The following is a 23,698-nucleotide window of genomic DNA, read 5'->3' as shown; positions in this document are numbered from 1 at the left end:
AACGACCGAATACCTATTTTTACAGGATCACACCATGACCACCTTGAACTCCGAAGTTGTGGGCAAAGCCCCCGTCATCACCAGCATGCAGATCGTTCCCGTGGCCGGCCACGACGGAATGCTCCTGAACCTGAGCGGCGCTCATGGGCCGTTTTTCACCCGCAACATCGTGATCCTCAAGGACAACGCAGGGCATACGGGCGTCGGCGAAGTACCGGGCGGCGAACGCATCCGCCAGACCCTGGAAGACGCCCGCTCGCTGGTCGTCGGCAACCCGATTGGCACGTACCAAAAGATTCTCAATCAGGTGCGCCAGACGTTCGCCGAGCGTGACTCCGGCGGCCGAGGCCTGCAAACGTTCGACTTGCGCATCACCATCCATGCCGTCACTGGCCTGGAAGCCGCCATGCTGGACTTGCTCGGCCAGCACCTGGACGTGCCCGTCGCGGCCCTGCTGGGCGAAGGCCAGCAGCGCGACGAAGTGAAGATGCTTGGCTATCTGTTCTACGTTGGTGACCGCAACAAGACCGACCTGGCCTACCGCAGCGAACCTGACGCCGACAACGATTGGTTTCGCGTGCGCCATGAACACGCCATGACTGTCGAAGCCGTGGTGCGCCTGGCTGAAGCCGCCCACACAAAATATGGTTTCAAGGACTTCAAACTCAAGGGCGGCGTGTTACGCGGCGAAGAGGAAATCGAAGCGGTTACCGCCCTCGCCGAACGCTTCCCGGACGCACGCATCACCCTGGACCCCAACGGCGCCTGGTCGCTGAAAGAGGCGATCCGTCTATGCCGCGACCAGCATCATGTGCTGGCCTACGCCGAAGACCCCTGCGGCGCGGAAAACGGTTTTTCCGGTCGCGAAGTCATGGCCGAATTTCGTCGCGCCACGGGCATGAAGACCGCCACCAACATGATCGCCACCGATTGGCGCGAAATGGGCCATGCGATCCAGTTGCAGTCAGTCGACATCCCGCTGGCCGACCCGCATTTCTGGACCATGCAAGGTTCCGTCCGCGTGGCGCAGATGTGCAACGAATGGGGCCTGACCTGGGGTTCGCATTCGAATAACCACTTCGACATCTCCCTGGCAATGTTCACCCACGTCGCAGCGGCGGCACCGGGCGACATCACCGCCATCGACACCCACTGGATCTGGCAGGACGGGCAACGCTTGACCAAAGCCCCGCTGCAGATCGTCGACGGCTGCGTGCAAGTACCGAAAAAACCGGGGCTGGGCGTTGAATTGGACATGGACCAGGTAGCCAAGGCTCACGAGCTGTACAAAGGCATGGGGCTGGGCGCGAGGGATGACAGCGTGGCCATGCAGTTTCTGATTCCAGGCTGGTCGTTCAATAACAAGCGTCCGTGCCTTGTTCGTTAAGTTGCAGAGGCGATAAGTTGCAAGTGCGGTAAGGCTATTGCCAACGTGGCGCACGGCGCGGAATCACTTCCGCGCCGTTTTTTCTTCTGGCGCAGAGGCCGTGCTAAGGTTCGCGCAGACCCTGACCGCGATGCCCTCCGATGCCCCATCTCGTCCATACCCACCCTCGCCTGACTGCCGCGGCACTGCTCGGTTGTATCGGTGGTTTCCTGTCCAGCTACGTTGTTCCCGGTCTCGCGCCCACCACTCAAATATTGATTGGCTGGAACGTTGGGGTATGGACCTACCTGATCCTGATGATCTGGCTGACGTTTCGCGCTCAAGCCGACGACGTCAAACGCTTCGCTATTATTGAGGACGAAAATGCCGGGCTGGTGCTGGCGACGGTGTGCGTAGCAGCGATTGCCAGCCTTGCCGCCATCGCTCTGGAGCTGGTCGGCAGCAAGGACTTGAGTGCCCATGACAAGGCCCTGCACTACGGTTTTACTGGCGTGACCGTCGTCGGTTCCTGGCTGCTCACCGGCGTGATTTTCAGCCTGCATTACGCCCGCCTGTTCTACACCTCCACCACCAAGGAACCCCCTCTGCGCTTCGCCGATGGCGAGAAAAAACCGGATTATTGGGACTTTCTCTACTTCTCTTTCACCATCAGCGTCGCCGTACAAACAGCAGACGTTGGCGTCGCAAGCAGAGACATGCGCAAAACCGTACTGGCTCAGTCACTGATCGGCTTTTTGTTCAACACCGCTATTCTGGGGTTCTCGATCAACATCGCAGCAGGGCTGTTTGGTTGAGTGGAGCCCTGTTTCGATCGCAGGTTATCCGGCGGCACGGCTAGTCCCGCGAATAATCCCACTGTGTTTTTGGCGAGGAAAACCTCAATGACTGAACATTCCCTCTTACAGATCGCCGTGCTCGATGACTGGCAGTCGGTGGCGAGTAACGTGGTGGACTGGACCGTTCTCGACGCCATTGGCAAAGTCAGTTTCCTGCATGAATTCCCGGCAGATACCGCCAGCATGGTGGCGCGCCTGGAGTCGTTTGACGTGGTGTGTGTCATGCGTGAACGCACCCTGTTCAACGAAGCCTTGTTGAGCCAGTTGCCGCGCCTGAAATTATTGGTCACTGGCGGCATGCGCAATGCCGCAATCGACCTCCCGGCGGCCGCACGATTGGGCATTCAGGTGTGCGGCACTGACAGCTACAAGAACGCAGCCCCGGAAATGACCTGGGCCCTGATCATGGGAATTACCCGTAACCTGGTGGGCGAAGCCAATTCGTTGCGCAATGGCGGCTGGCAGATCGGCCTGGGCGGCGATTTGTACGGCAAGACCTTGGGGATTCTCGGCCTCGGCAGCATCGGCAAATGGATTGCACGCTATGGCCAGGCCTTTGGCATGCGGGTTATCGCCTGGAGCGAAAACCTCACGGCCGAACGCGCAGCGGAATCGGGCGTGACGTACGTCAGCAAGCAAGCGCTGTTTGAACAGGCGGATGTATTGTCGGTGCACCTGGTGCTCAGCGACCGCAGTCGCGGGATGGTCGATGCGCAGGCGCTGAGCTGGATGAAACCCACCGCGTACCTGATCAACACCGCACGCGGCCCGATCATCGACGAAGCGGCATTGATCAACGCGCTGCAACACCGCCGAATCGCCGGGGCAGCGCTGGATGTGTATGAACCGGAACCCCTGCCCGCCGACCATCCGTTTCGGCACATGGACAACGTGCTGGCGACCCCGCACATCGGCTATGTCACCGAGAACAATTACCGGACCTTCTTCAGTCAAATGATCGAAGACATCCAGGCCTGGCACGGTGGCAAACCGATTCGGGTGTTTGATTGATCATGAGCGGCGGGACAAGCGTGCGCAGCACCTACTCGCCCAACGCAAAACGCTTCAGGGTTTCGCCATCCAGCCGGTAGCGAACCCACTCATCCTGCGGCGCGGCGCCGATGGCTTTATAAAAATCGATAGCCGGCGTGTTCCAGTCCAGCACGCTCCATTCGAAACGACCACAACCGCTGTCGTACGCCAGTTTCGCCAGATGCCGGAGCATTTTCTTGCCCGCCCCGCCGCCGCGATGGCTGGCCGAGATGAACAGGTCTTCCAGGTACAAGCCCTTGCGCCCCTGCCAAGTGGAATAGCTCAAGAAGTACACGGCGAAACCAATCGGCTGATCGTCTGACAGGCAGATCAAAGCCCGTGCTGGCGACGGCTCGTCGAACAGGCTGCGCTCGATGTCCGCCACACTGGCCAACACTTCGTGCTCGGCCTTTTCGTAGATCGCCAGTTCAGTGATAAAACCCAGAATAACCCCGGCATCGGCCCTGGTCGCTTCGCGGATATGGATGCTCACGGTCACGCTCCTGAATTTGAACGGTTCTACTTAACGAAATGCTCTCACCCCGGAGGGCGAACGCTCAGCAGCGGATTGTGTCTTAACTCTCAGTACCGTGCAGCATTCGATGCAAACCCGCGTGACGTGTGCGCTGAACTTGACCCGAGGACTTTTATGAACAGCAAAGAAAATGGCAAGACCCCCGGTCTGTCCGCTGAAGAAGAAAAAGACGTCGAAAAAAGCCAACCCCCACGTGCCGCCGTGCTGCACGAAACCATTCGCCTCCAGGGTGATCAGGAGCTGGAGCGCAGCATCGCCGCCCTTTGGTGGTCGGCCCTTGCCGCCGGTCTGACCATGGGTTTGTCACTGATGGCCATGGGGCTGTTCAATGCACGGCTGCCCGCCGGCGAGGCCAGCAAAGTGATTGCCAGCCTGGGGTATTCGGCGGGGTTTCTTGCGGTGATTCTGGCGCGTCAGCAGTTATTCACCGAAAACACCCTGACCGCCGTGCTGCCGGTGATGACCAAACCAACACTGGGCAACTTCGGTCGGCTCTTGCGTTTGTGGGGCGTGGTGCTGGTCGGCAACCTGACCGGCACCCTGCTGGTGGCCTACGTCATGCTGCACTTGCCGATTTTCGATGCAAAAACCGATGCAGCGTTTCTCGATATTGGCCGCAAGGTCATGGAAAACAGCGCGAGCCAGATGTTTTCCAAAGGCATCATTTCCGGCTGGATGATCGCCACCATGGTCTGGATGATCCCGTCCATGGAGAGCGCGAAAATCTGGATCATCATCCTCATCACCTACCTGATGGCCTTGGGCGATTTCACCCACATCGTGGTTGGTTCGGCCGAAGTTTCATACCTGGTGTTCGCCGGTCAACTGCCGTGGAAAGACTTCTGGCTGATCTTTGCCGGGCCGACCCTGGCCGGGAACATTATCGGCGGCAGTTTTATTTTCGCCCTGATCAGCCATGCCCAAATCCGCAGTGAAAGCGGTCCACCCAAACAACAAGGAAGCAAGGACCGGGGTCAGCCTGACAAACACAAGAATGAAGAGATCAAGCGCGGATAAGAGCGCGCGCCTATCTGGAAACGGAGCGGCGCGCCTCAAAGCCACTAACGGCAAATTGTTCGGCAAAGGCGGCGCGGCAGAGCTGTTGGGGCTTAAACCGACGACCCTGGCTTCAAGGTTAAAGCGGCTGGATATTGAGTTGGAAGACGGAAATAAAGGGTAAGTACCCCATCATTATTTTCAGGAATAGTCGCTATCACCCTCGCACCCCTTCTTACTTCGCGGCAGAACAATTAGCCTGCGCGCAATCTATTACCAGACAGCCTTTCGCGCGCGTGTTGCAGGCGTGTTTGGCTCACTTGTCCGCCCGAGAACGCTTTTCTTATGAGTACCACGACCCAAACCCGCCACGCCGAGGCCCCCACGATGACGCGAGGCATGGTGATGCTGTTCGCGTTTTGCTGTGGCGCTATCGTCGGCAATATCTATTACGCCCAGCCAATCATCGAGCTGATTGCGCCGGACATCGGCCTGTCCAGCACCATGGCCAGCGTGATCGTGTCGCTGACCCAGATCGGCTATGCGCTTGGGCTGTTCTTCCTGGTGCCGCTGGGCGATTTGCTGGAGAACCGACGGCTGATGATCATGACCTCGCTGTTGGCCATCATCAGCTTGTTGGGCGCAGCGTTCAGTCAACAACCGAATGTGTTTTTGCTTGCGTCGTTATTGGTGGGGTTCAGTTCAGTGTCCGTACAGATCCTGATCCCGCTGGCAGCGCATCTGGCACCGGAGGAATCCCGAGGGCGGGTCGTTGGCGGGATCATGGGCGGGTTACTGCTGGGGATTCTGCTGGCGCGACCGCTGTCCAGCGTGATCGCCGACCACTTCGGCTGGCGAGCGGTGTTTGTCTCGGCATCGGTACTGATGATGATCATCAGTGTGGTGCTCGCCACCACCATGCCCAAACGCCAGCCTGACCATAGCGCCTCGTACGGGCAACTGCTGTTTTCGCTGTGGACCTTACTGCGTACGCAACCCGTGTTACGTCAGCGGGCGTTCTACCAAGGGTTGATGTTTGCCGCGTTCAGCCTGTTCTGGACCGCCGTGCCGCTGGAGCTGGCACGCAACCATGGCCTGTCGCAGACGCAAATCGCCTTGTTCGCGCTGGTCGGGGCCATCGGCGCGATCGCAGCGCCCATCAGTGGGCGTCTGGCCGATGCCGGCCACACCCGCATTGCCAGCCTCGGGGCATTGGTCCTGGCGGCCTTGAGTTTCCTGCCGGCGCTTATTCACCCTGTTTACAGCGTGATCGGGCTGGCCGTGACCGGCGTGGTCCTGGACTTCTGCGTGCAGATGAACATGGTACTGGGCCAGCGTGCGGTCTACGCCCTGGATGCCACCAGCCGCAGCCGCCTGAATGCGCTGTACATGACCAGTATTTTCATCGGTGGGGCCTTCGGCTCGGCGATTGCCAGTGTGCTGTATGACCACGGCGGCTGGCTGTGGATCGTCGTTGCCGGCAGCGCGTTCCCGGTGGTAGCGCTGCTCAGTTTCCTGAAAAACGCGTCAGGCGAACGGCGCGACGCTGTCATCGCTGGCTGATCAGCGCATTGACCCGTCCTGAAAATAAGGGGCGCCCGGCTCGAAGCCTTCGCGCACTAAACTGCGCGTACCGGGGCGCCCCACAGGTTCAGATCGTCAGAGATGCAACGCATGCCCCAACGCACGCAACGCCGCTTCCTGGACCGCTTCGCCGAGTGTCGGGTGAGCGTGGATGGTGCCTGCGATGTCTTCCAGGCGAGCGCCCATTTCCAGGGATTGGGCAAAGGCCGTAGACAGCTCCGACACGCCGACCCCGACGGCTTGCCAGCCGAGGATCAGGTGATTGTCACTTCGTGCGACCACTCGCACGAAACCGCTTTTCGATTCCAGAGTCATCGCCCGGCCATTGGCCGCGAACGGGAAGTTGGCGACCAGCACCTCCAACCCTTCGGCCTTGGCCTCCTGAGGCGTCTTGCCGACCACCACCAGTTCTGGATCGGTGAAGCACACGGCGGCAATCGCCACGGGATTGAACTCGCGCTGTTTGCCGGCGACCAGCTCTGCAACCATTTCGCCTTGAGCCATGGCACGGTGAGCGAGCATCGGCTCCCCCGCCAGATCGCCGATGGCCCAGACATTGCGCATGCTGGTCTGGCAACGCTCGTCGATCTTGATTGCCGCGCCGTTCATGTCCAGCGCCAAGGCTTCGAGGTTCCAGCCTTGGGTATGCGGACGACGACCGACAGCGACCAACACCTGATCAGCTTCCAGCGCCAGCGTCTCGCCCTCTGGATTGCGCACCTGCAAGGTCTGCGTGACCGGGTCGAAACCTTCGACGCTGTGTTGCAGGTACAGCTTCACACCGAGGGTTTTCAGGGTCTCGGCAATCGGCTGGGTCAGTTCCTGATCGTAAGCCGGCAAGATCCGGCCGCGGGCCTCGACCACGCTGACGTCCGCGCCCAGCTTGCTGTAGGCAATGCCCAGCTCTAGACCAATATAACCGGCACCGACCACGATCAAACGCTTGGGGATGGCGCTGGGTGTCAGCGCTTCAGTGGACGAAATGATCGGCCCACCGAGGGGCAGCATCGGCAGATTGACCGAGGTCGATCCGGTGGCCAGCAGCAGGTGCTCGCACTGAATACGCATGCCAGCGCCTTCAACCTCGACGGTCTTGCCGTCAATGATCCGCGCCCAGCCGTGAATGACCTGAACCTTGTTTTTCTTCAGCAAGGCCGCGACGCCTGAGGTCAAGCGGTCAACGATGCCGTTCTTCCAGTTCACGCTTTGGCCGATGTCCAGCGTGGGTGGCTGGACACTGATGCCCAGCGCCGAGCCTTGACTGAGGCGCGTGGTCTGATGGAACTGTTCAGCGACGTGGATCAGCGCCTTGGACGGTATGCAGCCGACGTTCAGGCAGGTGCCACCCAGTGTCTGGCCTTCGATCAAAATAGTCGGTATGCCCAACTGCCCGGCACGAATCGCCGCGACATAACCGCCGGGGCCGCCGCCGATGATCATCAAGGTGGTGCTAAGAGTCTGCTGCATGATTACTCCACAAACAGGGTGGCGGGTTGTTCGAGCAAGCCACGAATGGCCTGGATGAATTGCGCCGCGTCCATGCCATCGACCACGCGATGATCGAAGGAGCTGGAGAGGTTCATCATTTTTCGAATCACGATCTGGCCTTTAATCACCATCGGCCGTTCGACGATGCGATTGACGCCGACGATGGCCACTTCCGGCAGATTAAGTACCGGCGTACTGACGATGCCACCCAATGCGCCGAGGCTGGTCAGGGTAATCGTGGAACCGGACATCTCCTCGCGACTGGCTTTGCCTGTACGTGCCGCGCTGGCCAGACGGGAGATTTCCTCAGCGTTGGCCCACAGGCTGCGGGCTTCGGCGTGACGGACCACGGGCACCATCAGGCCGTTATCGCTTTGGGTCGCGACACCGACATGCACCGCGCCGTGACGGGTGATGATTTGCGCCTCATCGTCGTAGCGGGCGTTGATCTGCGGGAAGTCGCGCAGGGCCACCACCATGGCGCGCACAAGAAATGGCAACAACGTCAGTTTGCCGCGACTGGCGCCCCATTTTTCGTTGAGGTGGACGCGCAGTTCTTCGAGCGCAGTGACGTCCACTTCTTCGACGTAACTGAAGTGCGCCGCGCGGCGTATCGCGTCTTGCATGCGTTGGGCGATTTTGCGCCGCAGGCCGATCACCGGGATCTGCTGTTCATCATTGCGCTCGGCGTAAGCGGCTGCGGGGGCAGCACTGGCTTGCTGGCTCTGCTCGATATACGCGTCCAGATCTTCATGCCGAATGATGCCGGCCGGGCCGCTGCCCTGCACGAAACGCAATTCGATACCGGCATCCAGGGCCCGCTTGCGCACGGCTGGCGAGGCTAACGGACGATCATCGGCCTGACGGGTAGACCGCGCTTCAAGCGAGCGTTTTACACCGGGGACAGGCGCGGCTTGAGGTTTGGCTTCAGCCACGACGCTGACATCGACCTTGGGCGGGGCGACAGGCGTTGGCTGATGAGCAGGTTCAGCCACGGCAGTCGAGGCAGTCTCCTTGAGGTTACCGGCGCCTTCGACTTCGATCCGAATCAGCTCACTGCCTACAGCCATGACTTCACCGGGCTGCCCACCGAGAGCAATCACCTTGCCGTGTACCGGGGACGGGATATCGACCATCGCCTTGTCGGTCATGACATCGGCCAGCACCTGATCTTCAACGACCATATCGCCGACCTTGACGTGCCACTGAGACAATTCGACTTCTGCAATGCCTTCACCAATGTCCGGCATTTTAATAACGTGCGTGCCCATTCAGACCTCCATGACCCGTTTCAAAGCCGCACCCACTCGGGATGGACCGGGGAAATACGCCCACTCTTGAGCATGAGGATAAGGGGTATCCCATCCAGTAACGCGCTCGATAGGCGCTTCCAGATAGTGGAAGCAGTGTTCTTGCACCAGCGCCACCAGTTCGGCGCCAAAGCCGCAGGTGCGCGTGGCTTCGTGAACCACCACACAGCGACCGGTTTTCTTCACCGAATTGACGATGGTCTCCAGGTCCAGCGGCCAGAGGCTGCGCAGGTCGATGACTTCAGCGTCGACGCCGGTCTCCTCGGCCGCCACTTGAGACACATACACGGTGGTGCCATAGGTCAGCACGGTGACGTCGTTGCCGGGACGGGCAATTGCCGCCACGTCCAGCGGCACCTTGTAATACCCCTCAGGCACGGCACTCGCCGGATGCTTCGACCACGGCGTTACCGGCCGGTCGTGATGACCATCGAACGGGCCGTTATACAGGCGTTTGGGTTCAAGAAAAATCACCGGATCATCATTCTCGATGGAGGCGATCAACAGGCCCTTGGCGTCATAGGGGTTGGACGGCATGACTGTGCGCAAACCGCAGACCTGGGTGAACATTGCCTCAATGCTTTGGCTGTGAGTCTGACCGCCATAAATGCCGCCACCGCAGGGCATGCGCAGGGTCAATGGGGCGGTGAACTCGCCGGCCGAGCGATAGCGCAAACGTGCGGCTTCAGAAATGATCTGATCCGACGCCGGGTAGACGTAATCGGCGAACTGAATCTCGACCACTGGCCGCAACCCGTAAGCCCCCATGCCCACCGCGACGCCGACGATCCCGCTTTCGGAGATCGGCGCATCGAACACTCGCGAGGTGCCGTATTTGCCTTGCAGGCCTTCGGTGCAGCGAAAAACCCCACCGAAATAACCCACGTCCTGGCCAAACACGACCACGTTATTGTCGCGCTCAAGCATGATGTCCATGGCCGAGCGCAAGGCCTGGATCATGGTCATGGTGGTTGTGGTCATGGCGGTTTCCAACTGAATATTATTGTTGTGATCGTTCATGTCAGATCCCCAGTTGCTGGCGCTGCTGGCGTAAGTGCTCCGGCATCTCTTTATAGACGTCTTCGAAGAGGGTCGCGGCGCTGGGCATTTGCCCGCCAGCCAAGGTGCCGTAGCGTTCGGCTTCTTTCTGCGCGGCGATGATTTCGGCTTCGAGCTCGGCGCTGGTGGCTGCGTGTTCCTCTTCGGACCATTGGCCGATGCGGATCAGGTGTTGTTTGAGGCGCACAATCGGGTCGCCCAACGGGAAGTGACTCCAGTCATCGGCAGGCCGGTATTTGGACGGATCATCGGACGTCGAGTGCGGGCCAGCGCGGTAGGTCACCCACTCGATCAGAGTCGGACCCAGGTTGCGCCGGGCGCGTTCAGCCGCCCAGGCCGAGGCCGCGTAGACCGCGATGAAATCGTTGCCATCCACCCGCAGCGAGGCAATCCCGCAGCCCACACCGCGACCGGCAAACGTCGTTGCTTCGCCGCCGGCAATGGCCTGGAAGGTAGAGATTGCCCATTGGTTGTTGACCACGTTGAGGATCACCGGCGCGCGGTAGACGTGGGCGAACGTGAGGGCGGTGTGGAAATCCGATTCGGCGGTGGCGCCATCGCCGATCCAGGCCGACGCGATTTTAGTATCGCCCTTGATCGCCGACGCCATGCCCCAGCCGACCGCCTGAACGAATTGAGTGGCCAGGTTGCCGGAGATGGAGAAAAAACCGAAGTCACGCACTGAGTACATGATCGGCAGTTGCCGTCCTTTGAGGGGGTCGCGTTCGTTGGACAGCAGTTGGCAAATCAGATCCACCAACGGCACTTCGCGAGCCATCAGGATGCTTTGCTGACGATAGGTCGGAAAGCACATGTCGGTCACGTTCAACGCCAAGGCCTGGGCGCTGCCAATGGCCTCTTCGCCAAGACTCTGCATATAGAACGACATTTTCTTCTGGCGCTGGGCGACGACCATGCGGTTGTCGAAAATCCGCGTCTTGAGCATGGCACGCATGCCTTTACGCAGGATTTCGACAGAAACGCCTTCAGCCCATGGGCCGAGTGCCTGACCTTGATCGTCGAGTACCCGAATCAGGCCTTTGGCGAGGTCAGCGGTATCGGACGGTTCGACATCTATTGGGGGCTTGCGGACGAGACCGGCATCGTTCAGATGCAGGTACGAGAAATCGGTTTTACAGCCTGGACGGCCAGAAGGTTCAGGAACGTGCAGGCGCAGGGGTTCGTATTCGTTCATGGGCTTTCTCTACGCTCGCTTTTGTCATGTGTTTTTGTTGGGCGCTGGAGCTTGTTCAATCACTGGACGCCGATATTCCCTTTGGAAAATCTTGTCCTACACAAATCATAGGCCTGAGCGTGGAGAATATTTTTCTCAACTTCGTTGCGTGCAGAGCCATTTAAAGATATTTATTCTGAATAAATAGAATAAACAGGCGTATTTGTCTCATGAGAAAGCTTGATCGTACTGACATAGGGATTCTCAACAGTCTTCAAGAGAATGCCCGGATCACCAATGCCGACCTCGCACGCTCCGTCAATCTCTCCCCTACACCCTGCTTCAATCGGGTCAAGGCGATGGAAGACCTGGGGCTCATCCGGCAACAAGTCACCCTGTTGGACCCGGAGCTGTTGGGGCTGCACGTCAACGTGTTTATCCATGTCAGCCTGGAAAAGCAGGTCGAGGAAGCCTTGCACGAGTTCGAAGAGGCCATCGCCAATCGTCCCGAAGTGATGGAGTGCTATTTGATGGCGGGCGACCCGGATTACTTGATTCGGGTGCTGGTGCCGACCATTCAGGCACTGGAGCGGTTTTTGCTGGATTTTCTGACCAAAGTGCCAGGAGTGGCCAACATTCGCTCCAACTTCGCGCTCAAACAGGTGCGCTACAAAACGGCGTTGCCGTTGCCAGCCAATGGGTTGAGCCTCGAGCGCTAGTGAGCCCGGTACGGACGCTTGTCAGCCATCGCCGTGTTACTATCGCCGCTCATTCGCAGCCGTCTGGCATCGTCGTGAAATCTTCTCTTCTCTTCTCTTTTTGCCCATGACATCAACGTCCGATACCCAACCCGACTTGCCGACAATTCTTGTTGTCGATGACGAGTTGCGCTCGCGGGAGTCGCTGTGTCGGGTGCTGAATCAAGAGTTTGAAGTGCTCCTGGCCGACTCGGCGATCGAGGCTCGCAAGCTGCTCGAAGAGCACCCAGTCTCGGTGATTATCTGCGACCAGCGCATGCCCGGCATGAGTGGCATCGAGTTCCTCCAGGAAGCGCGCGAGCGCTGGCCGGAAGTGGTGCGTATAGTCCTTTCCGGCTACACCGATTCGGAAGACATCATCAACGGCATCAACCTCGCCGGGATCTATCAGTATCTGCTCAAACCCTGGTTACCGGAGCACTTGCTGAGCACCGTACGCAACGCGGTGGAAAGCCAGGCCCTGCAAAATCATATGCAACGACTGGACCTGGAGTTGCGCGCTGGCACTCCGGTGCTGCGACGGCGCAACCAGGAGACCCTTTCCCGGGTGCGTGAAACCTTCGATTTTTCACGCATTGTGCGTGCCGTTGGCGGACCGCTGGATGCGCTCTGTGAAATGGCCGCGCGCGTTGCCCGTTATGACCTTTCAGTGCTGCTGCTGGGGGAGTCGGGCACCGGCAAGGAACTGCTCGCTCGCGGCATTCACTATGCCAGCCCGCGAGCAGCCAACGCATTTGTCATGGAGAACTGCGCGGCGCTGCCCGACACCTTGCTTGAGTCCGAGCTTTTCGGTCACAAGCGTGGCGCCTTCACCGGCGCCCATCAGGATCACATCGGCCTGTTCCAGCGGGCAAACGGCGGTACCCTGCTGCTCGACGAGATCGGTGATACCTCACCGGCGTTTCAGGTCAAGTTATTGCGGGTTCTGCAGGAAGGCGAGTTACGCCCGGTCGGCGCGTCCAGCACAGTACGAGTCGACGTTCGGGTCATTGCTGCGACCCACCGCGACCTTGAAGAGGACGTGCGCGCCGGGCGTTTCCGTAGCGACCTTTATTACCGGCTGGCGGGCGTCAGCCTGGCGCTGCCGCCCCTGCGCGAACGCAGCGCTGACGTATTACCGATTGCCAACAAGTTACTGGATGACGCCCGCCAGGAACTCGATCTACCCGAATTGAACTTCGCCAACGATGCCTTGGCCAGCCTGATCGGCTACTCCTGGCCCGGCAATATCCGCGAACTGCGCAACGAGATCTACCGCGCCGCCGCCTTGTCCGATGGCATGCAAATCAACGCGCGGGCCTTCTCCTGGCGCGTGTTGCAAGGCCAGGCCAGACTTGCCCTGTCCACCAGTACACCGACCTCAAGCCCGACCGGAACACTGCAAGAGCAACTCGACGCCATCGAGGCAACCCTGTTAAAAGAGTCGTTGTTGCGTCATCGCTGGAACAAGACCCACGCGGCCCGTGAGTTGGGCCTGTCTCGCGTAGGCTTGCGGCAGAAACTGCGCCGCTTCGGTTTGGAGGAGTCCTGATGAAAGACAACGCGTTCAATGTGCTTTGGCTCCAATCGGGTGGCTGTGGGGGCTGCACGATGTCGCTGCTGTGCGCCGATACTCAGGACTTCGCAGGCATGTGGCGCAGTGCCGGAATCGAACTGCTCTGGCACCCGTCGCTGTCGCTGGAAACCGGCGACGAAATGGTCAGCATCCTCAACGACTGCTTGCAGGGACGTACCCGTCTCGACGCGCTGTGCATCGAAGGCTCCATGCTTCGCGGCCCCAACGGCACCGGGCGCTTTCACATGCTGGCCGGCACAGGTCGGGCAATGATCGACTGGGTTCGGGACCTGGCCGGGGTGGCCGAGTACACCCTCGGCATCGGTACCTGCGCCGCGTATGGTGGCATCACCGCTGCCGGCAACAACCCGACGGACGCCTGCGGCCTGCAATACGACGGCCATCGCCTGGGCGGCCTGCTGGGTGCCGATTACCGTTCACGTCGCGGCCTGCCGGTGATCAACGTCGCCGGATGCCCGACTCACCCTGGCTGGGTCACCGACACACTCATGTCACTGGCCGCCGGCCTGTTCGCCGAGCCCGACCTGGATGTCCTGGGGCGGCCGCGCTTCTACGCCGATCAACTGGTTCACCACGGCTGCACGCGTAACGAGTTCTACGAATACAAGGCCAGCGCCGAGAAACCTTCGGACCTCGGCTGCATGATGGAAAACCTCGGCTGCAAGGGCACCCAGGCCCACGCTGATTGCAATACACGCTTGTGGAATGGCGAGGGTTCCTGCACCCGTGGCGGCTATGCCTGCATCAACTGCACCGCCCCTGGCTTCGAAGAACCGGGGCATGCGTTCAACCTCACGCCCAAGGTGGCAGGCATTCCCATCGGCCTGCCAACCGACATGCCCAAAGCCTGGTTTGTCGCCCTGTCAGCGCTGTCCAAATCGGCAACGCCCAAGCGGGTCAAGCAGAACGCCACGTCCGACCATCAACTCATCGCGCCCGTTGTGCTTATCCCACGGCGTTAGGAAAGCCTTATGTCACGTCTGGTGGTGGGTCCTTTCAATCGTGTCGAAGGTGACCTCGAAGTGCAGCTTGAGGTGGAGGATGGCCGCGTGCGTTCGGCGCAGGTCAACGCCACCATGTTTCGCGGCTTCGAGCAGATACTGCTGCAACACGCCCCGCTTGATGCGCTGGTCTATGCCCCACGCATCTGTGGCATTTGCTCGGTATCCCAGTCGATTGCCGCCGCCCGTGCACTGGCCTCACTGGCCGGTGTGCAACCGCCTGACAACGGTCTGCTGACGATCAATCTCATGGCGGCGACAGAGAATCTCGCTGACCATCTGACTCATTTCTATTTATTTTTCATGCCCGACTTCGTGCGCCCGGCGTATGCAGGACGACCGTGGTACGCAGCCGCTCAGGCGCGCTTTACGCCGGGCCACGGTAGCCAGCAACGTCTGGCGGTGTCCGCCCGCAAACGCTGGCTGGACCTGATCGGTACCTTGGGCGGAAAGTGGCCGCACACTGGCTCCATCCAGCCCGGCGGCTCGACCCGAGCCATTGATGCGGCCGAACGTCTGCGTTTGCTGACACGGGTTCGCGAGTTCCGCCAATTTCTCGAAACTGAGCTGTTCGCTACCCCGCTGGAGCGCATCGTCGGGCTCGGCAGCGAAAACGAACTCTGGGCCTGGCAGGCAGAAGCGTCGGGCCAAGGCGATTTGCGCCAATTCCTCGACATCGCGCTGGACAGCGGACTGGAGCATCTCGGTCCGGGACCGGGGCTCTATCTGTCTTATGGCGCCTATCCGCAGCCCGACGGGCACATGGTGTTCCCACAAGGTCTGTGGAACGCGGTCACGCAGCGAGTAGAAAGCCTGGACCTGGCTGATATCAGCGAGGACGCCGCCCACGCCTGGCTGGATGACAGCGGCGGCCCCCTGCATCCGGCCCAAGGCCAAACCGAACCGCTGGCAGAAAAACCTGCCGCCTATACTTGGAACAAAGCCCCACGACTGGCAGGCGCGGTGCTCGAAACCGGGGCCTTGGCCCGTCAACTGATCGCGGGGCAACCGTTGCTGCGCGATGCCGTCGCCCGCTGCGGAGCAACCGTCTACACCCGCGTACTGGCCAGGCTGATGGAGCTGGCCCGTGTGGTGCCGCTGATGGAGCAGTGGCTGATGGCCCTGCGCCCCGGCGAACCCTATTATCGCGCCGCAGAACTGCCCGACAACGGCAGCGCCGTGGGCCTCACTGAAGCGGCGCGCGGCGCCCTCGGCCATTGGCTTCGGGTCGAGCACGGACGCATCGCCAGCTACCAGATCATCGCGCCGACCACCTGGAACTTTTCCCCGCGTGACGCCCAGGGTCGGCCCGGGGCACTGGAGCAAGCCCTTGAGGGCGCGCCCGTGCTGCCCGGCGAGAAAACACCGGTTGCGGTGCAGCATATCGTTCGTTCTTTCGACCCGTGCATGGTTTGCACGGTGCATTGAACCAGGAGAACGTCATGGCGCGCAAAGCAGCGCCCGGCAACCTCGACGAGGACGCCTGGCTGGAAGTGATCGGCAAGATGGATGAAGTCTATTCACAGCTGGTGCAGGACGAAATCGCCCTGGAAGAAAAAAATGCCGAGCTGGAACAGTCGCAGCAGTTCATTGCCGGGCTGCTGTCGTCCATGTCCGATGTGCTGCTGGCCTGCGACCCGGACGGGCGCATCGAAGAATCCAACAATGCCCTGCGCACGCTGGTAGGACGCGACGAACAGACACTGCTCGGCAGCCCGGTCTACGCCTTGCTGGCCGACGCGCGAAGTGACGAACAACTGCGCAAGACATTAGCCGGCCTGCGCAGGCCCAATGCCAGTGCCAGCCTCGAACTGAACTTCAAGGACGCCCTCGGCGCGCCACTGCCCGTAGACATCAGCTGCACCGTGCGCAGTACGGGCAACGGACGCTGCATCGGTCACGTGCTCGTGGGGCGCCCGCTGGGTGAGCTGAAACACGCCTACCGCCAGTTGCACGAAGCCCACGAAGCCCTTAAGCGCACCCAGCAACAACTGCTGCATGCGGAGAAAATGGCCTCCCTCGGTCGGCTGGTCGCCGGGGTCGCCCACGAACTGAACAACCCGATCAGTTTCGTGCTCGCCAATGCCCATGTTCTGGGGGGTTACCGAGAGCGTCTTGAGCAGTATCTGGAGGCAGTCAACGCCGACGAACCACGGGAGATACGCGAAGCCCTGCGCCGACAGTTGCGCATCGACCCACTGCTGGCCGACCTGCCGTCGCTGATAGAGGGTACTCTGGAAGGCGCGCAACGGACCGCCGACATTGTCAGCGCGCTGAAGCGTTTTTCGGCGGTGGATCGCGAGACGCTGGGCGAGGTTGCGCTGAACGAAGTGGTCGAGCGAGCCATTCACTGGATCACCCGCGGCATCGCACCGGACCTGCGCGTGCACTGGCACCCCGACAGTGCACCCTGCGTGCACGGCAACAGCGGACAGTTGCTGCAAGTGCTGATGAACCTGATGCAAAACGCCTACGACGCCGCCCAGGCCGCCGAGCGCGAAACAGCGGAAGTGTGGATAAGCGTCGAACAGGAGCCCGGCTGGGTCACCCTGCGCCTGCGCGACAATGGCAGCGGCATTACCGCAGAGCATCTGACCCAAGTGTTCGATCCCTTCTTCAGCACCAAGCCGGTCGGCAAGGGCACAGGCCTGGGGCTGTCGATCAGCTACAGCATTGTCGAACGCTGCGGTGGCCGCCTGATCGCAGGCAATCATCCTCAAGGCGGGGCCGAGTTCACCCTGATCATCCCCAGTCAGTTCGCTGACTAAGCGCAGACGCGCCGAGTGCCACTGCAAAGTGAGTGTCCATTTACCCACGAACAGTGCAAAAGCAGTGTCCAGCGCACGCCACACAAACACGGCTGCTACGCGGTCGAACGGGGCTGGCACAGGGTTTGTATGACATTCTCTTTGATTTCCAGCCTGCCCCCCTTCCTTGCGGAGTACTCATGCCTGTATCCAACGCCGCCGGAACCGCCAAAAGCGTGGCACCTTTGATCTTCAAGCGCCACGTGGTGATGATTTTCGGCGGCCTGCTCGCCGTCAATCTTATGGCCTGGCTCTGGGCCTTCATTGCCTTCCGCGACTACCCGTTGCTGCTCGGCACCGCGTTCCTCGCCTACAGCTTCGGCCTGCGTCATGCCGTCGATGCGGACCATATCGCCGCCATCGACAACGTCACTCGCAAGCTGATTCAAGAAGGTCAACAGACCGCCACCGTAGGCCTGTTCTTTTCCCTGGGACACAGCACCATCGTGATCCTCGCGACCCTGGTCATCGCCCTGACCGCCTCGACGTTCAAGGCGGACATTGAGGCGTTCCACGGTATCGGCGGCCTGATTGGCACCTCGGTTTCCGCCGTCTTCCTGCTATTGGTGGCGCTGATCAACCTGATCATCCTGCGCTCGGTGTACCTGGCTTTTCGCCGGGTCCGGCGCGGCGAGCGGGTCGGCGAACAAGAGATGAATGCAATGCTCGCGGGCGGTGGCCTGATCGCGCGACTGGTACGCCCACTGTTCGGCCTGATCAGTCGCAGCTGGCACCTTTACCCACTGGGTTTTCTGTTTGGCCTGGGCTTCGATACCGCCACGGAAATCGGTTTACTGGGCATTTCAGCGGCACAGGCTTCGCAGGACTTGCCCATCTGGTCGATCCTGGTCTTCCCCGCGCTGTTCACCGCAGGCATGGCGCTGGTCGATACCGCCGACAGCGTGATGATGACCGGCGCCTACCACTGGGCGCTGATCAAACCTGCGCGCAAGCTCTACTACAACCTGACCATCACCTCGGTCTCGGTGTTGGTGGCGCTGCTGGTGGGTGGCCTGGAAGTGCTGCACCTGATTGCCTCACGCCTGGGTCTTGAAGGTGGCGCATGGGACGTTATCGCGTCCCTGAACGACGACTTCGGCTTGATCGGCTACCTGATCATCGGACTCTTCATCCTCACATGGACCCTCTCCCTGCTGTTCTACCGCCTTAAAGGCTACGACCGGCTGGACCTGGATTACCCCGCTGCGTGAACCCGCCGCCCCCGTCTTCGACGCCGCGCTGTCGCGCAGCAACCTGGGTTGTGATTCTGCCCGGAGGGCGTAGGAGCGCGCTTGCCCGCGATAAGGTCCGAAGGATCTTCCTGCGATAGTGGATCCAGTCATTTTGCGACTGCTTCGCAGCCGATCGCAGGCAAGCGCGCTCCTACAGGATCGGTGTTTGGCTGAAAACATAATGAAATTTACGCTTTATTTTTCAATAACTTATATTTTTTTGATGGGAGCAGTTCGCTCCCATCGGGGTCTTGATTGGTCTTTGGTTTTTGAGTGAATTAACTGCCGAATCACGGTCAGCCCGCCCGCCTCTTACCGATCAGTCCGTTGCCAGTAAATAAGGCCACTGGACACCAACTATCCACTTACTTGCAGTCGACCTTAAAGCACCACGCCCGAATAATATTAAAAACTCCTTAAAAAACAACCACATACATGAAATTAAGCGCTACCTGGCAAGACCGCGACGAAATGGCACAGGTCTTGTAGTTACCAGGTATTACTTTCAGTACGCGGCGTGCAACCCCACTCGAAGAATATTCCTGGGGAGGAGAAAACAGGTGACCGAAACATTTTATGAAGTGATGCGCAGACAGGGCATCTCACGTCGGAGCTTTCTCAAGTTCTGCTCCCTAACCGCGACGTCACTGGGGCTTGGCCCTGCGTTCATGCCAAAAATCGCCTGGGCGATGGAGAACAAGCCGCGCACGCCGGTGCTCTGGCTGCATGGCCTGGAATGCACCTGCTGTTCCGAGTCGTTCATCCGCTCCGCGCACCCGCTGGCCAAGGACGTGGTGCTGTCGATGATCTCCCTCGATTATGACGACACCCTGATGGCTGCTGCCGGGCACCAGGCTGAAGCCATCCTCGACGAGGTGATGACCAAATACAAAGGCAACTACATCCTCGCCGTTGAGGGCAACCCGCCGCTGAATCAGGACGGTATGAGCTGCATCATCGGCGGCAAGCCGTTCATCGAACAATTGAAGCGCGTTTCCCGCGATGCCAAGGCGATCATTTCCTGGGGCTCCTGCGCCAGTTGGGGCTGCGTGCAAGCGGCCAAACCCAACCCGACCCAAGCGGTGCCGATCCACAAGGTCATCACCGACAAACCGATTATCAAAGTACCGGGCTGTCCGCCGATTGCCGAAGTCATGACGGGTGTAATCACCTACATGCTGACCTTCGACCGCTTGCCTGAGCTGGATCGTCAGGGTCGGCCGAAAATGTTTTACAGCCAGCGTATCCATGACAAGTGCTATCGCCGTCCGAACTTCGACGCCGGTCAGTTCGTCGAGGCCTGGGACGATGACGCCGCACGCAAGGGCTACTGCCTTTACAAAGTCGGCTGCAAGGGCCCGACCACCTACAACGCTTGCTCGACCGTGCGCTGGAACGGCGGCACCAGCTTCCCGATTCAATCCGGGCACGGCTGTATTGGCTGTTCCGAGGAAGGGTTCTGGGACAAAGGTTCGTTCTATCAGCACCTGACCGACGTCAACGCTTTTGGTGTGGAGGCCAATGCCGATCAAATCGGCCTTGCCGCAGGTGTCACGGTCGGCGCTGCAGTCACTGCCCATGCCGCAGTGACCGCCCTCAAACGCGCCAGCAATGGCAAAACGCCCACTGCACCGCATGACGCCCCAGCGACAAGACAGGAATAACCATCGATGAGCAACTATTCGACCCAGGGTTTCGACCTGAACAACACTGGCCGACGCATCGTCGTTGACCCTGTCACTCGCATCGAAGGCCACATGCGCGTAGAGGTCAACCTCGACGCCAACAACATCATTCGCAACGCGGTCTCCACAGGCACCATGTGGCGCGGCCTCGAAGTGATTCTCAAGGGCCGCGACCCGCGTGACGCCTGGGCCTTTGTCGAGCGCATCTGTGGCGTGTGCACCGGCTGCCACGCGCTGGCCTCGGTGCGTTCGGTCGAAGATGCTCTGGGCATCCGCATTCCGCCGAACGCGCACCTAATCCGCGAAATGATGGCCAAAACCCTGCAGATCCATGACCACGCAGTGCACTTCTATCACCTGCATGCGCTGGACTGGGTGGACGTGGTGTCCGCGCTCAAGGCCGACCCCAAGCGCACCTCGGAATTGCAGCAACAGGTCTCGCCGTCTCACCCGTTGTCGTCGCCTGGCTATTTCCGCGACGTGCAGAATCGGCTGAAGAAGTTTTTCGAAAGCGGCCAACTCGGACCGTTCATGAATGGTTATTGGGGCAACCCTGCCTACCAATTGCCGCCTGAAGCCAACCTGATGGCGGTCACCCATTACCTCGAAGCCCTCGACCTGCAAAAAGAATGGGTGAAGATCCACACTATTTTCGGTGGCAAGAACCCGCACCCGAACTACCTGGTGGGCGGCGTGCCCTGCGCGATCAATATCGACGGCGACCTGGCCGCCGGTGCCCCGCTGAACATGGAACGGCTGAACTTCGTCCGCGCCCGCATCGATGAAGCGCTGACCTTCTGCCGCAACGTTTATGTACCGGATGTGTTGGCCATCGGCACCATCTACAAACAGAAAGGCTGGTTGCATGGCGGCGGTCTGGCCGCGACCAACGTGATGGACTATGGCACTTACGCCAAGGTCAATTACGACGACAGCACCAACCAACTGCCGGGCGGCGCGATTCTCAATGGCAACTGGGACGAGATCCTTCCGGTTGACCCTCGCGATCCGGAGCAAGTGCAGGAGTTCGTCACCCACTCTTGGTACAACTACCCGGACAACGATAAAGGCCTGCACCCGTGGGACGGCATCACCGAAGCCAATTACGAGTTGGGGGCAAAAACCAAGGGCACCCGCACCGCCATCGAAGAAGTCGACGAAAGCGCGAAGTACTCCTGGGTCAAATCGCCTCGCTGGCGTGGGCATGCCATGGAGGTCGGGCCACTGGCTCGCTACATCCTGGGATATGCCCATGCCCTCAAAGGCAACCCGCACTGTCAGCGAGTCAAAGAGCAGCTTGAGGGCGCATTGCAGGCGGTCAACCACAGCCTGCCCAAGACCCTCGGCATGCCTGAGACCGACTACAGCGCCAAAATACTGCTGCCAAGCACCATCGGCCGCACCCTGACCCGCGCGCTGGAAGCCGAATACTGCGCGGAGATGATGGTCGACGACTGGAACGAGTTGATGACCAACATCCGCAACGGCGACCGCTCCACCGCCAACGTCGAGAAATGGGACCCTGCCACCTGGCCGTCCGAAGCCAAAGGTGTCGGCATCGTCGCCGCACCGCGTGGCGCGCTGGGCCACTGGATACGCATCAAAGACGGTCGCATCGAAAACTACCAGTGCGTCGTGCCGAGCACCTGGAACGGCAGCCCGCGTGACGCCAAGGGACAGATCGGGGCTTTCGAAGCCGCATTGATGAACACCCCCGTGGCCATTCCCGATCAGCCGGTGGAAATCCTGCGCACCCTGCACTCCTTCGACCCTTGTATGGCCTGCGCCACCCACGTGATGAGCGAGGACGGCGCAGAGCTGAGCACCGTCAAGGTGAGCTGAGTAATCAAGGCATCCGGCAGGTGCGACAAGGCACCTGCCCTTCCAAAGGTGAAGATATGACCCTCCAGACCGAAACACCCATGGGCCTGCCGGAGTACGTTTACGAGGCACCGGTGCGCCTGTGGCATTGGATCAATGCCGCCTGCATCTTGGTGCTGGCGGTAACCGGGTACTTGATCGGCTCGCCGCTGCCCTCCCAGCCAGGCGAAGCCAGTGCGCACTTCCTGATGGGCTACATCCGCTTCGCGCACTTCAGCGCAGGGTATCTGTTTGCCATTGGTATCCTGGGCCGCGCCTATTGGGCACTCGTGGGCAACCATCACGCCCGCGAGTTGTTCTCGGTTCCGGTGTTTAGCAAAGCCTACTGGACCGATTTCCTCAGCTGGCTGCGCTACTACCTGTTCATCGGGCCTACCCCGGCGCCCACATTCGGGCACAACCCGCTGTCGCGCTTCGCGATGTTTTTCGTCTTCCTGCTGAGCTCGCTGTTCATGGTGCTGACCGGTTTCGCCCTATACGGCGAAGGTTCGCAAATGGGCTCATGGCAGGAACGGATGTTCGGCTGGGTACTGCCACTGCTCGGGCAATCCCAACAAGTCCACACCCTGCATCACGTGGGCATGTGGGTCATCGTGGTGTTCATCATCCTGCATGTGTACGCCGCTGTGCGCGAAGAAATCAGCGGTCGCCTCAGCCTGATCGGCGGGATGATCTCCGGCTACAAGACCTTCAAAAAATGAACACACCGACAGAGTCGCACATGAACACTTCAGAATCGCCCCGTCCGCGCATCACCGTATTGGGAATCGGCAACCTGCTGTGGGCCGACGAAGGCTTCGGCGTGCGCTGTGTCGAGGCCTTGCAACAACGCTATGAGTTCGCCGACAACGTCGCGCTGATCGATGGCGGTACTCAGGGCCTGTACCTGATCCAGCATGTGCAGGAGGCTGATTATCTGCTGATTTTCGACGCCGTCGATTACAACCTGGCCCCCGGTGAATTGAAATTCATCGCCGATGACGAAGTGCCCAAGTTTCTCGGGATCAAGAAGCTCAGCCTGCACCAGACCGGCTTTCAGGAAGTGCTGATGCTCGCCCAACTGACCGCTCACTATCCTCAACGGGTACTGCTGATTGGTTGCCAGCCGGAGCAGATGATGGACTATGGCGGCAGCTTGCGGCCCAGCGTCAAGGCGGCCATGGAAGGCGCACTGGACGAAGCCGTTCGGGTGCTTGAAACCTGGGGTGCCGAGCCGCGCAAACGTGCTTCGCCGCTGACCGGGGACGAAGCCGTGACCCTGCCGCATCTGGAATTGCAACGCTACGAAGGCGAACGCCCGTCCGCGCAGACCGCCTGCCGGATCGGTGACGAACGCATCCTCGCCAGGCGCGCCTGA

General features: G+C 60.3%; 20 protein-coding genes. 15 read left to right on the top strand and 5 right to left on the bottom strand.

The genetic code is table 11. The features are described 5' to 3' along the window. Positions 1–34 precede the first annotated feature (34 nt). The 3 genes from gudD (at position 35) to AC1MEA_RS17245 (ending at position 3,234) form a co-directional block, all read left to right on the top strand. Positions 35–1,387, top strand: a complete 1,353-nt coding sequence (gene gudD, locus AC1MEA_RS17255) for a glucarate dehydratase (protein ID WP_480416894.1) — start codon at positions 35–37, stop codon at positions 1,385–1,387. A gap of 140 nt (positions 1,388–1,527) precedes the next feature. Further along, positions 1,528–2,181, top strand: a complete 654-nt coding sequence (locus AC1MEA_RS17250; protein WP_480416893.1) for a DUF1345 domain-containing protein — start codon at positions 1,528–1,530, stop codon at positions 2,179–2,181. Between the two features lie 87 nt (positions 2,182–2,268). Continuing rightward, positions 2,269–3,234, top strand: coding sequence for a D-2-hydroxyacid dehydrogenase family protein (locus AC1MEA_RS17245; protein WP_480416892.1), 966 nt, complete (start codon positions 2,269–2,271; stop codon positions 3,232–3,234). Positions 3,235–3,265: 31 nt separating this feature from the next. Here the strand turns inward: AC1MEA_RS17245 and AC1MEA_RS17240 are convergent, their stop codons facing one another. Next, a complete protein-coding gene (locus AC1MEA_RS17240) occupies positions 3,266–3,748 on the bottom strand; it encodes an N-acetyltransferase family protein (RefSeq protein ID WP_480416891.1) in 483 nt (160 codons plus the stop codon). Between the two features lie 156 nt (positions 3,749–3,904). Between AC1MEA_RS17240 and AC1MEA_RS17235 the strand changes: the two genes are divergently transcribed. Then, positions 3,905–4,807 (top strand): formate/nitrite transporter family protein, encoded by a 903-nt coding sequence (locus AC1MEA_RS17235; RefSeq protein WP_480416890.1) that lies wholly within the window; start codon positions 3,905–3,907, stop codon positions 4,805–4,807. A 324-nt stretch (positions 4,808–5,131) separates the two neighbouring features. Next, the gene (locus AC1MEA_RS17230) at positions 5,132–6,349 is read left to right on the top strand and encodes an MFS transporter (RefSeq protein WP_449634483.1); all 1,218 of its coding nucleotides are present in this window, start codon (positions 5,132–5,134) and stop codon (positions 6,347–6,349) included. A gap of 96 nt (positions 6,350–6,445) precedes the next feature. Here the strand turns inward: AC1MEA_RS17230 and lpdA are convergent, their stop codons facing one another. From lpdA to AC1MEA_RS17210, 4 genes are read right to left on the bottom strand one after another with little or no spacing between them, the layout of a single operon-like run. Further along, positions 6,446–7,837, bottom strand: coding sequence for a dihydrolipoyl dehydrogenase (lpdA, locus tag AC1MEA_RS17225; RefSeq protein ID WP_480416889.1), 1,392 nt, complete (start codon positions 7,835–7,837; stop codon positions 6,446–6,448). 2 nt (positions 7,838–7,839) lie between these two features. Beyond that, entirely contained in the window at positions 7,840–9,129 is a 1,290-nt protein-coding gene (locus AC1MEA_RS17220) for a dihydrolipoamide acetyltransferase family protein (protein ID WP_480416888.1), read from the bottom strand. Next, positions 9,130–10,188: an alpha-ketoacid dehydrogenase subunit beta gene (locus AC1MEA_RS17215; RefSeq protein ID WP_480416887.1), complete on the bottom strand. Its 1,059-nt coding sequence runs from the start codon at positions 10,186–10,188 to the stop codon at positions 9,130–9,132. It lies immediately after the preceding gene. A 1-nt stretch (position 10,189) separates the two neighbouring features. After that, positions 10,190–11,422 (bottom strand): thiamine pyrophosphate-dependent enzyme, encoded by a 1,233-nt coding sequence (locus AC1MEA_RS17210; protein WP_480416886.1) that lies wholly within the window; start codon positions 11,420–11,422, stop codon positions 10,190–10,192. A 209-nt stretch (positions 11,423–11,631) separates the two neighbouring features. Here AC1MEA_RS17210 and bkdR point away from each other — a divergent pair, with 209 nt between their 5' ends. The 10 genes from bkdR (at position 11,632) to AC1MEA_RS17160 (ending at position 23,698) form a co-directional block, all read left to right on the top strand. After that, positions 11,632–12,120 carry a Bkd operon transcriptional regulator BkdR gene (bkdR, locus tag AC1MEA_RS17205; protein WP_322178554.1) on the top strand — a complete coding sequence of 163 codons (489 nt, stop codon included), beginning with the start codon at positions 11,632–11,634 and terminating at the stop codon, positions 12,118–12,120. A 106-nt stretch (positions 12,121–12,226) separates the two neighbouring features. Next, positions 12,227–13,690 carry a sigma-54-dependent transcriptional regulator gene (locus AC1MEA_RS17200; protein WP_480416885.1) on the top strand — a complete coding sequence of 488 codons (1,464 nt, stop codon included), beginning with the start codon at positions 12,227–12,229 and terminating at the stop codon, positions 13,688–13,690. Then, entirely contained in the window at positions 13,690–14,697 is a 1,008-nt protein-coding gene (locus AC1MEA_RS17195; RefSeq protein ID WP_219063216.1) for an NADH-quinone oxidoreductase subunit B family protein, read from the top strand. Before AC1MEA_RS17200 ends, AC1MEA_RS17195 begins: the two co-directional genes overlap by 1 nt. Before the next feature lie 9 nt (positions 14,698–14,706). Then, the gene (locus AC1MEA_RS17190) at positions 14,707–16,164 is read left to right on the top strand and encodes a nickel-dependent hydrogenase large subunit (protein WP_480416884.1); all 1,458 of its coding nucleotides are present in this window, start codon (positions 14,707–14,709) and stop codon (positions 16,162–16,164) included. 14 nt (positions 16,165–16,178) lie between these two features. Beyond that, the gene (locus tag AC1MEA_RS17185; protein WP_480416883.1) at positions 16,179–17,504 is read left to right on the top strand and encodes a PAS domain-containing sensor histidine kinase; all 1,326 of its coding nucleotides are present in this window, start codon (positions 16,179–16,181) and stop codon (positions 17,502–17,504) included. A gap of 179 nt (positions 17,505–17,683) precedes the next feature. Continuing rightward, positions 17,684–18,754, top strand: coding sequence for a HoxN/HupN/NixA family nickel/cobalt transporter (locus tag AC1MEA_RS17180; RefSeq protein ID WP_449634475.1), 1,071 nt, complete (start codon positions 17,684–17,686; stop codon positions 18,752–18,754). Positions 18,755–19,359: 605 nt separating this feature from the next. Next, positions 19,360–20,439 carry a hydrogenase small subunit gene (locus AC1MEA_RS17175; protein ID WP_219063252.1) on the top strand — a complete coding sequence of 360 codons (1,080 nt, stop codon included), beginning with the start codon at positions 19,360–19,362 and terminating at the stop codon, positions 20,437–20,439. Between the two features lie 6 nt (positions 20,440–20,445). Beyond that, the gene (locus AC1MEA_RS17170; RefSeq protein WP_219063220.1) at positions 20,446–22,302 is read left to right on the top strand and encodes a nickel-dependent hydrogenase large subunit; all 1,857 of its coding nucleotides are present in this window, start codon (positions 20,446–20,448) and stop codon (positions 22,300–22,302) included. Between the two features lie 56 nt (positions 22,303–22,358). Continuing rightward, the gene (gene cybH, locus AC1MEA_RS17165; protein ID WP_480416882.1) at positions 22,359–23,042 is read left to right on the top strand and encodes a Ni/Fe-hydrogenase, b-type cytochrome subunit; all 684 of its coding nucleotides are present in this window, start codon (positions 22,359–22,361) and stop codon (positions 23,040–23,042) included. Between the two features lie 20 nt (positions 23,043–23,062). Beyond that, positions 23,063–23,698, top strand: coding sequence for a HyaD/HybD family hydrogenase maturation endopeptidase (locus AC1MEA_RS17160; RefSeq protein ID WP_480416881.1), 636 nt, complete (start codon positions 23,063–23,065; stop codon positions 23,696–23,698).

Source organism: Pseudomonas sp. ASL8, from assembly GCF_056680355.1.
Note: the sequence above shows the minus strand (reverse complement) of the source record. Positions and strands in the feature narration are given on the sequence as shown.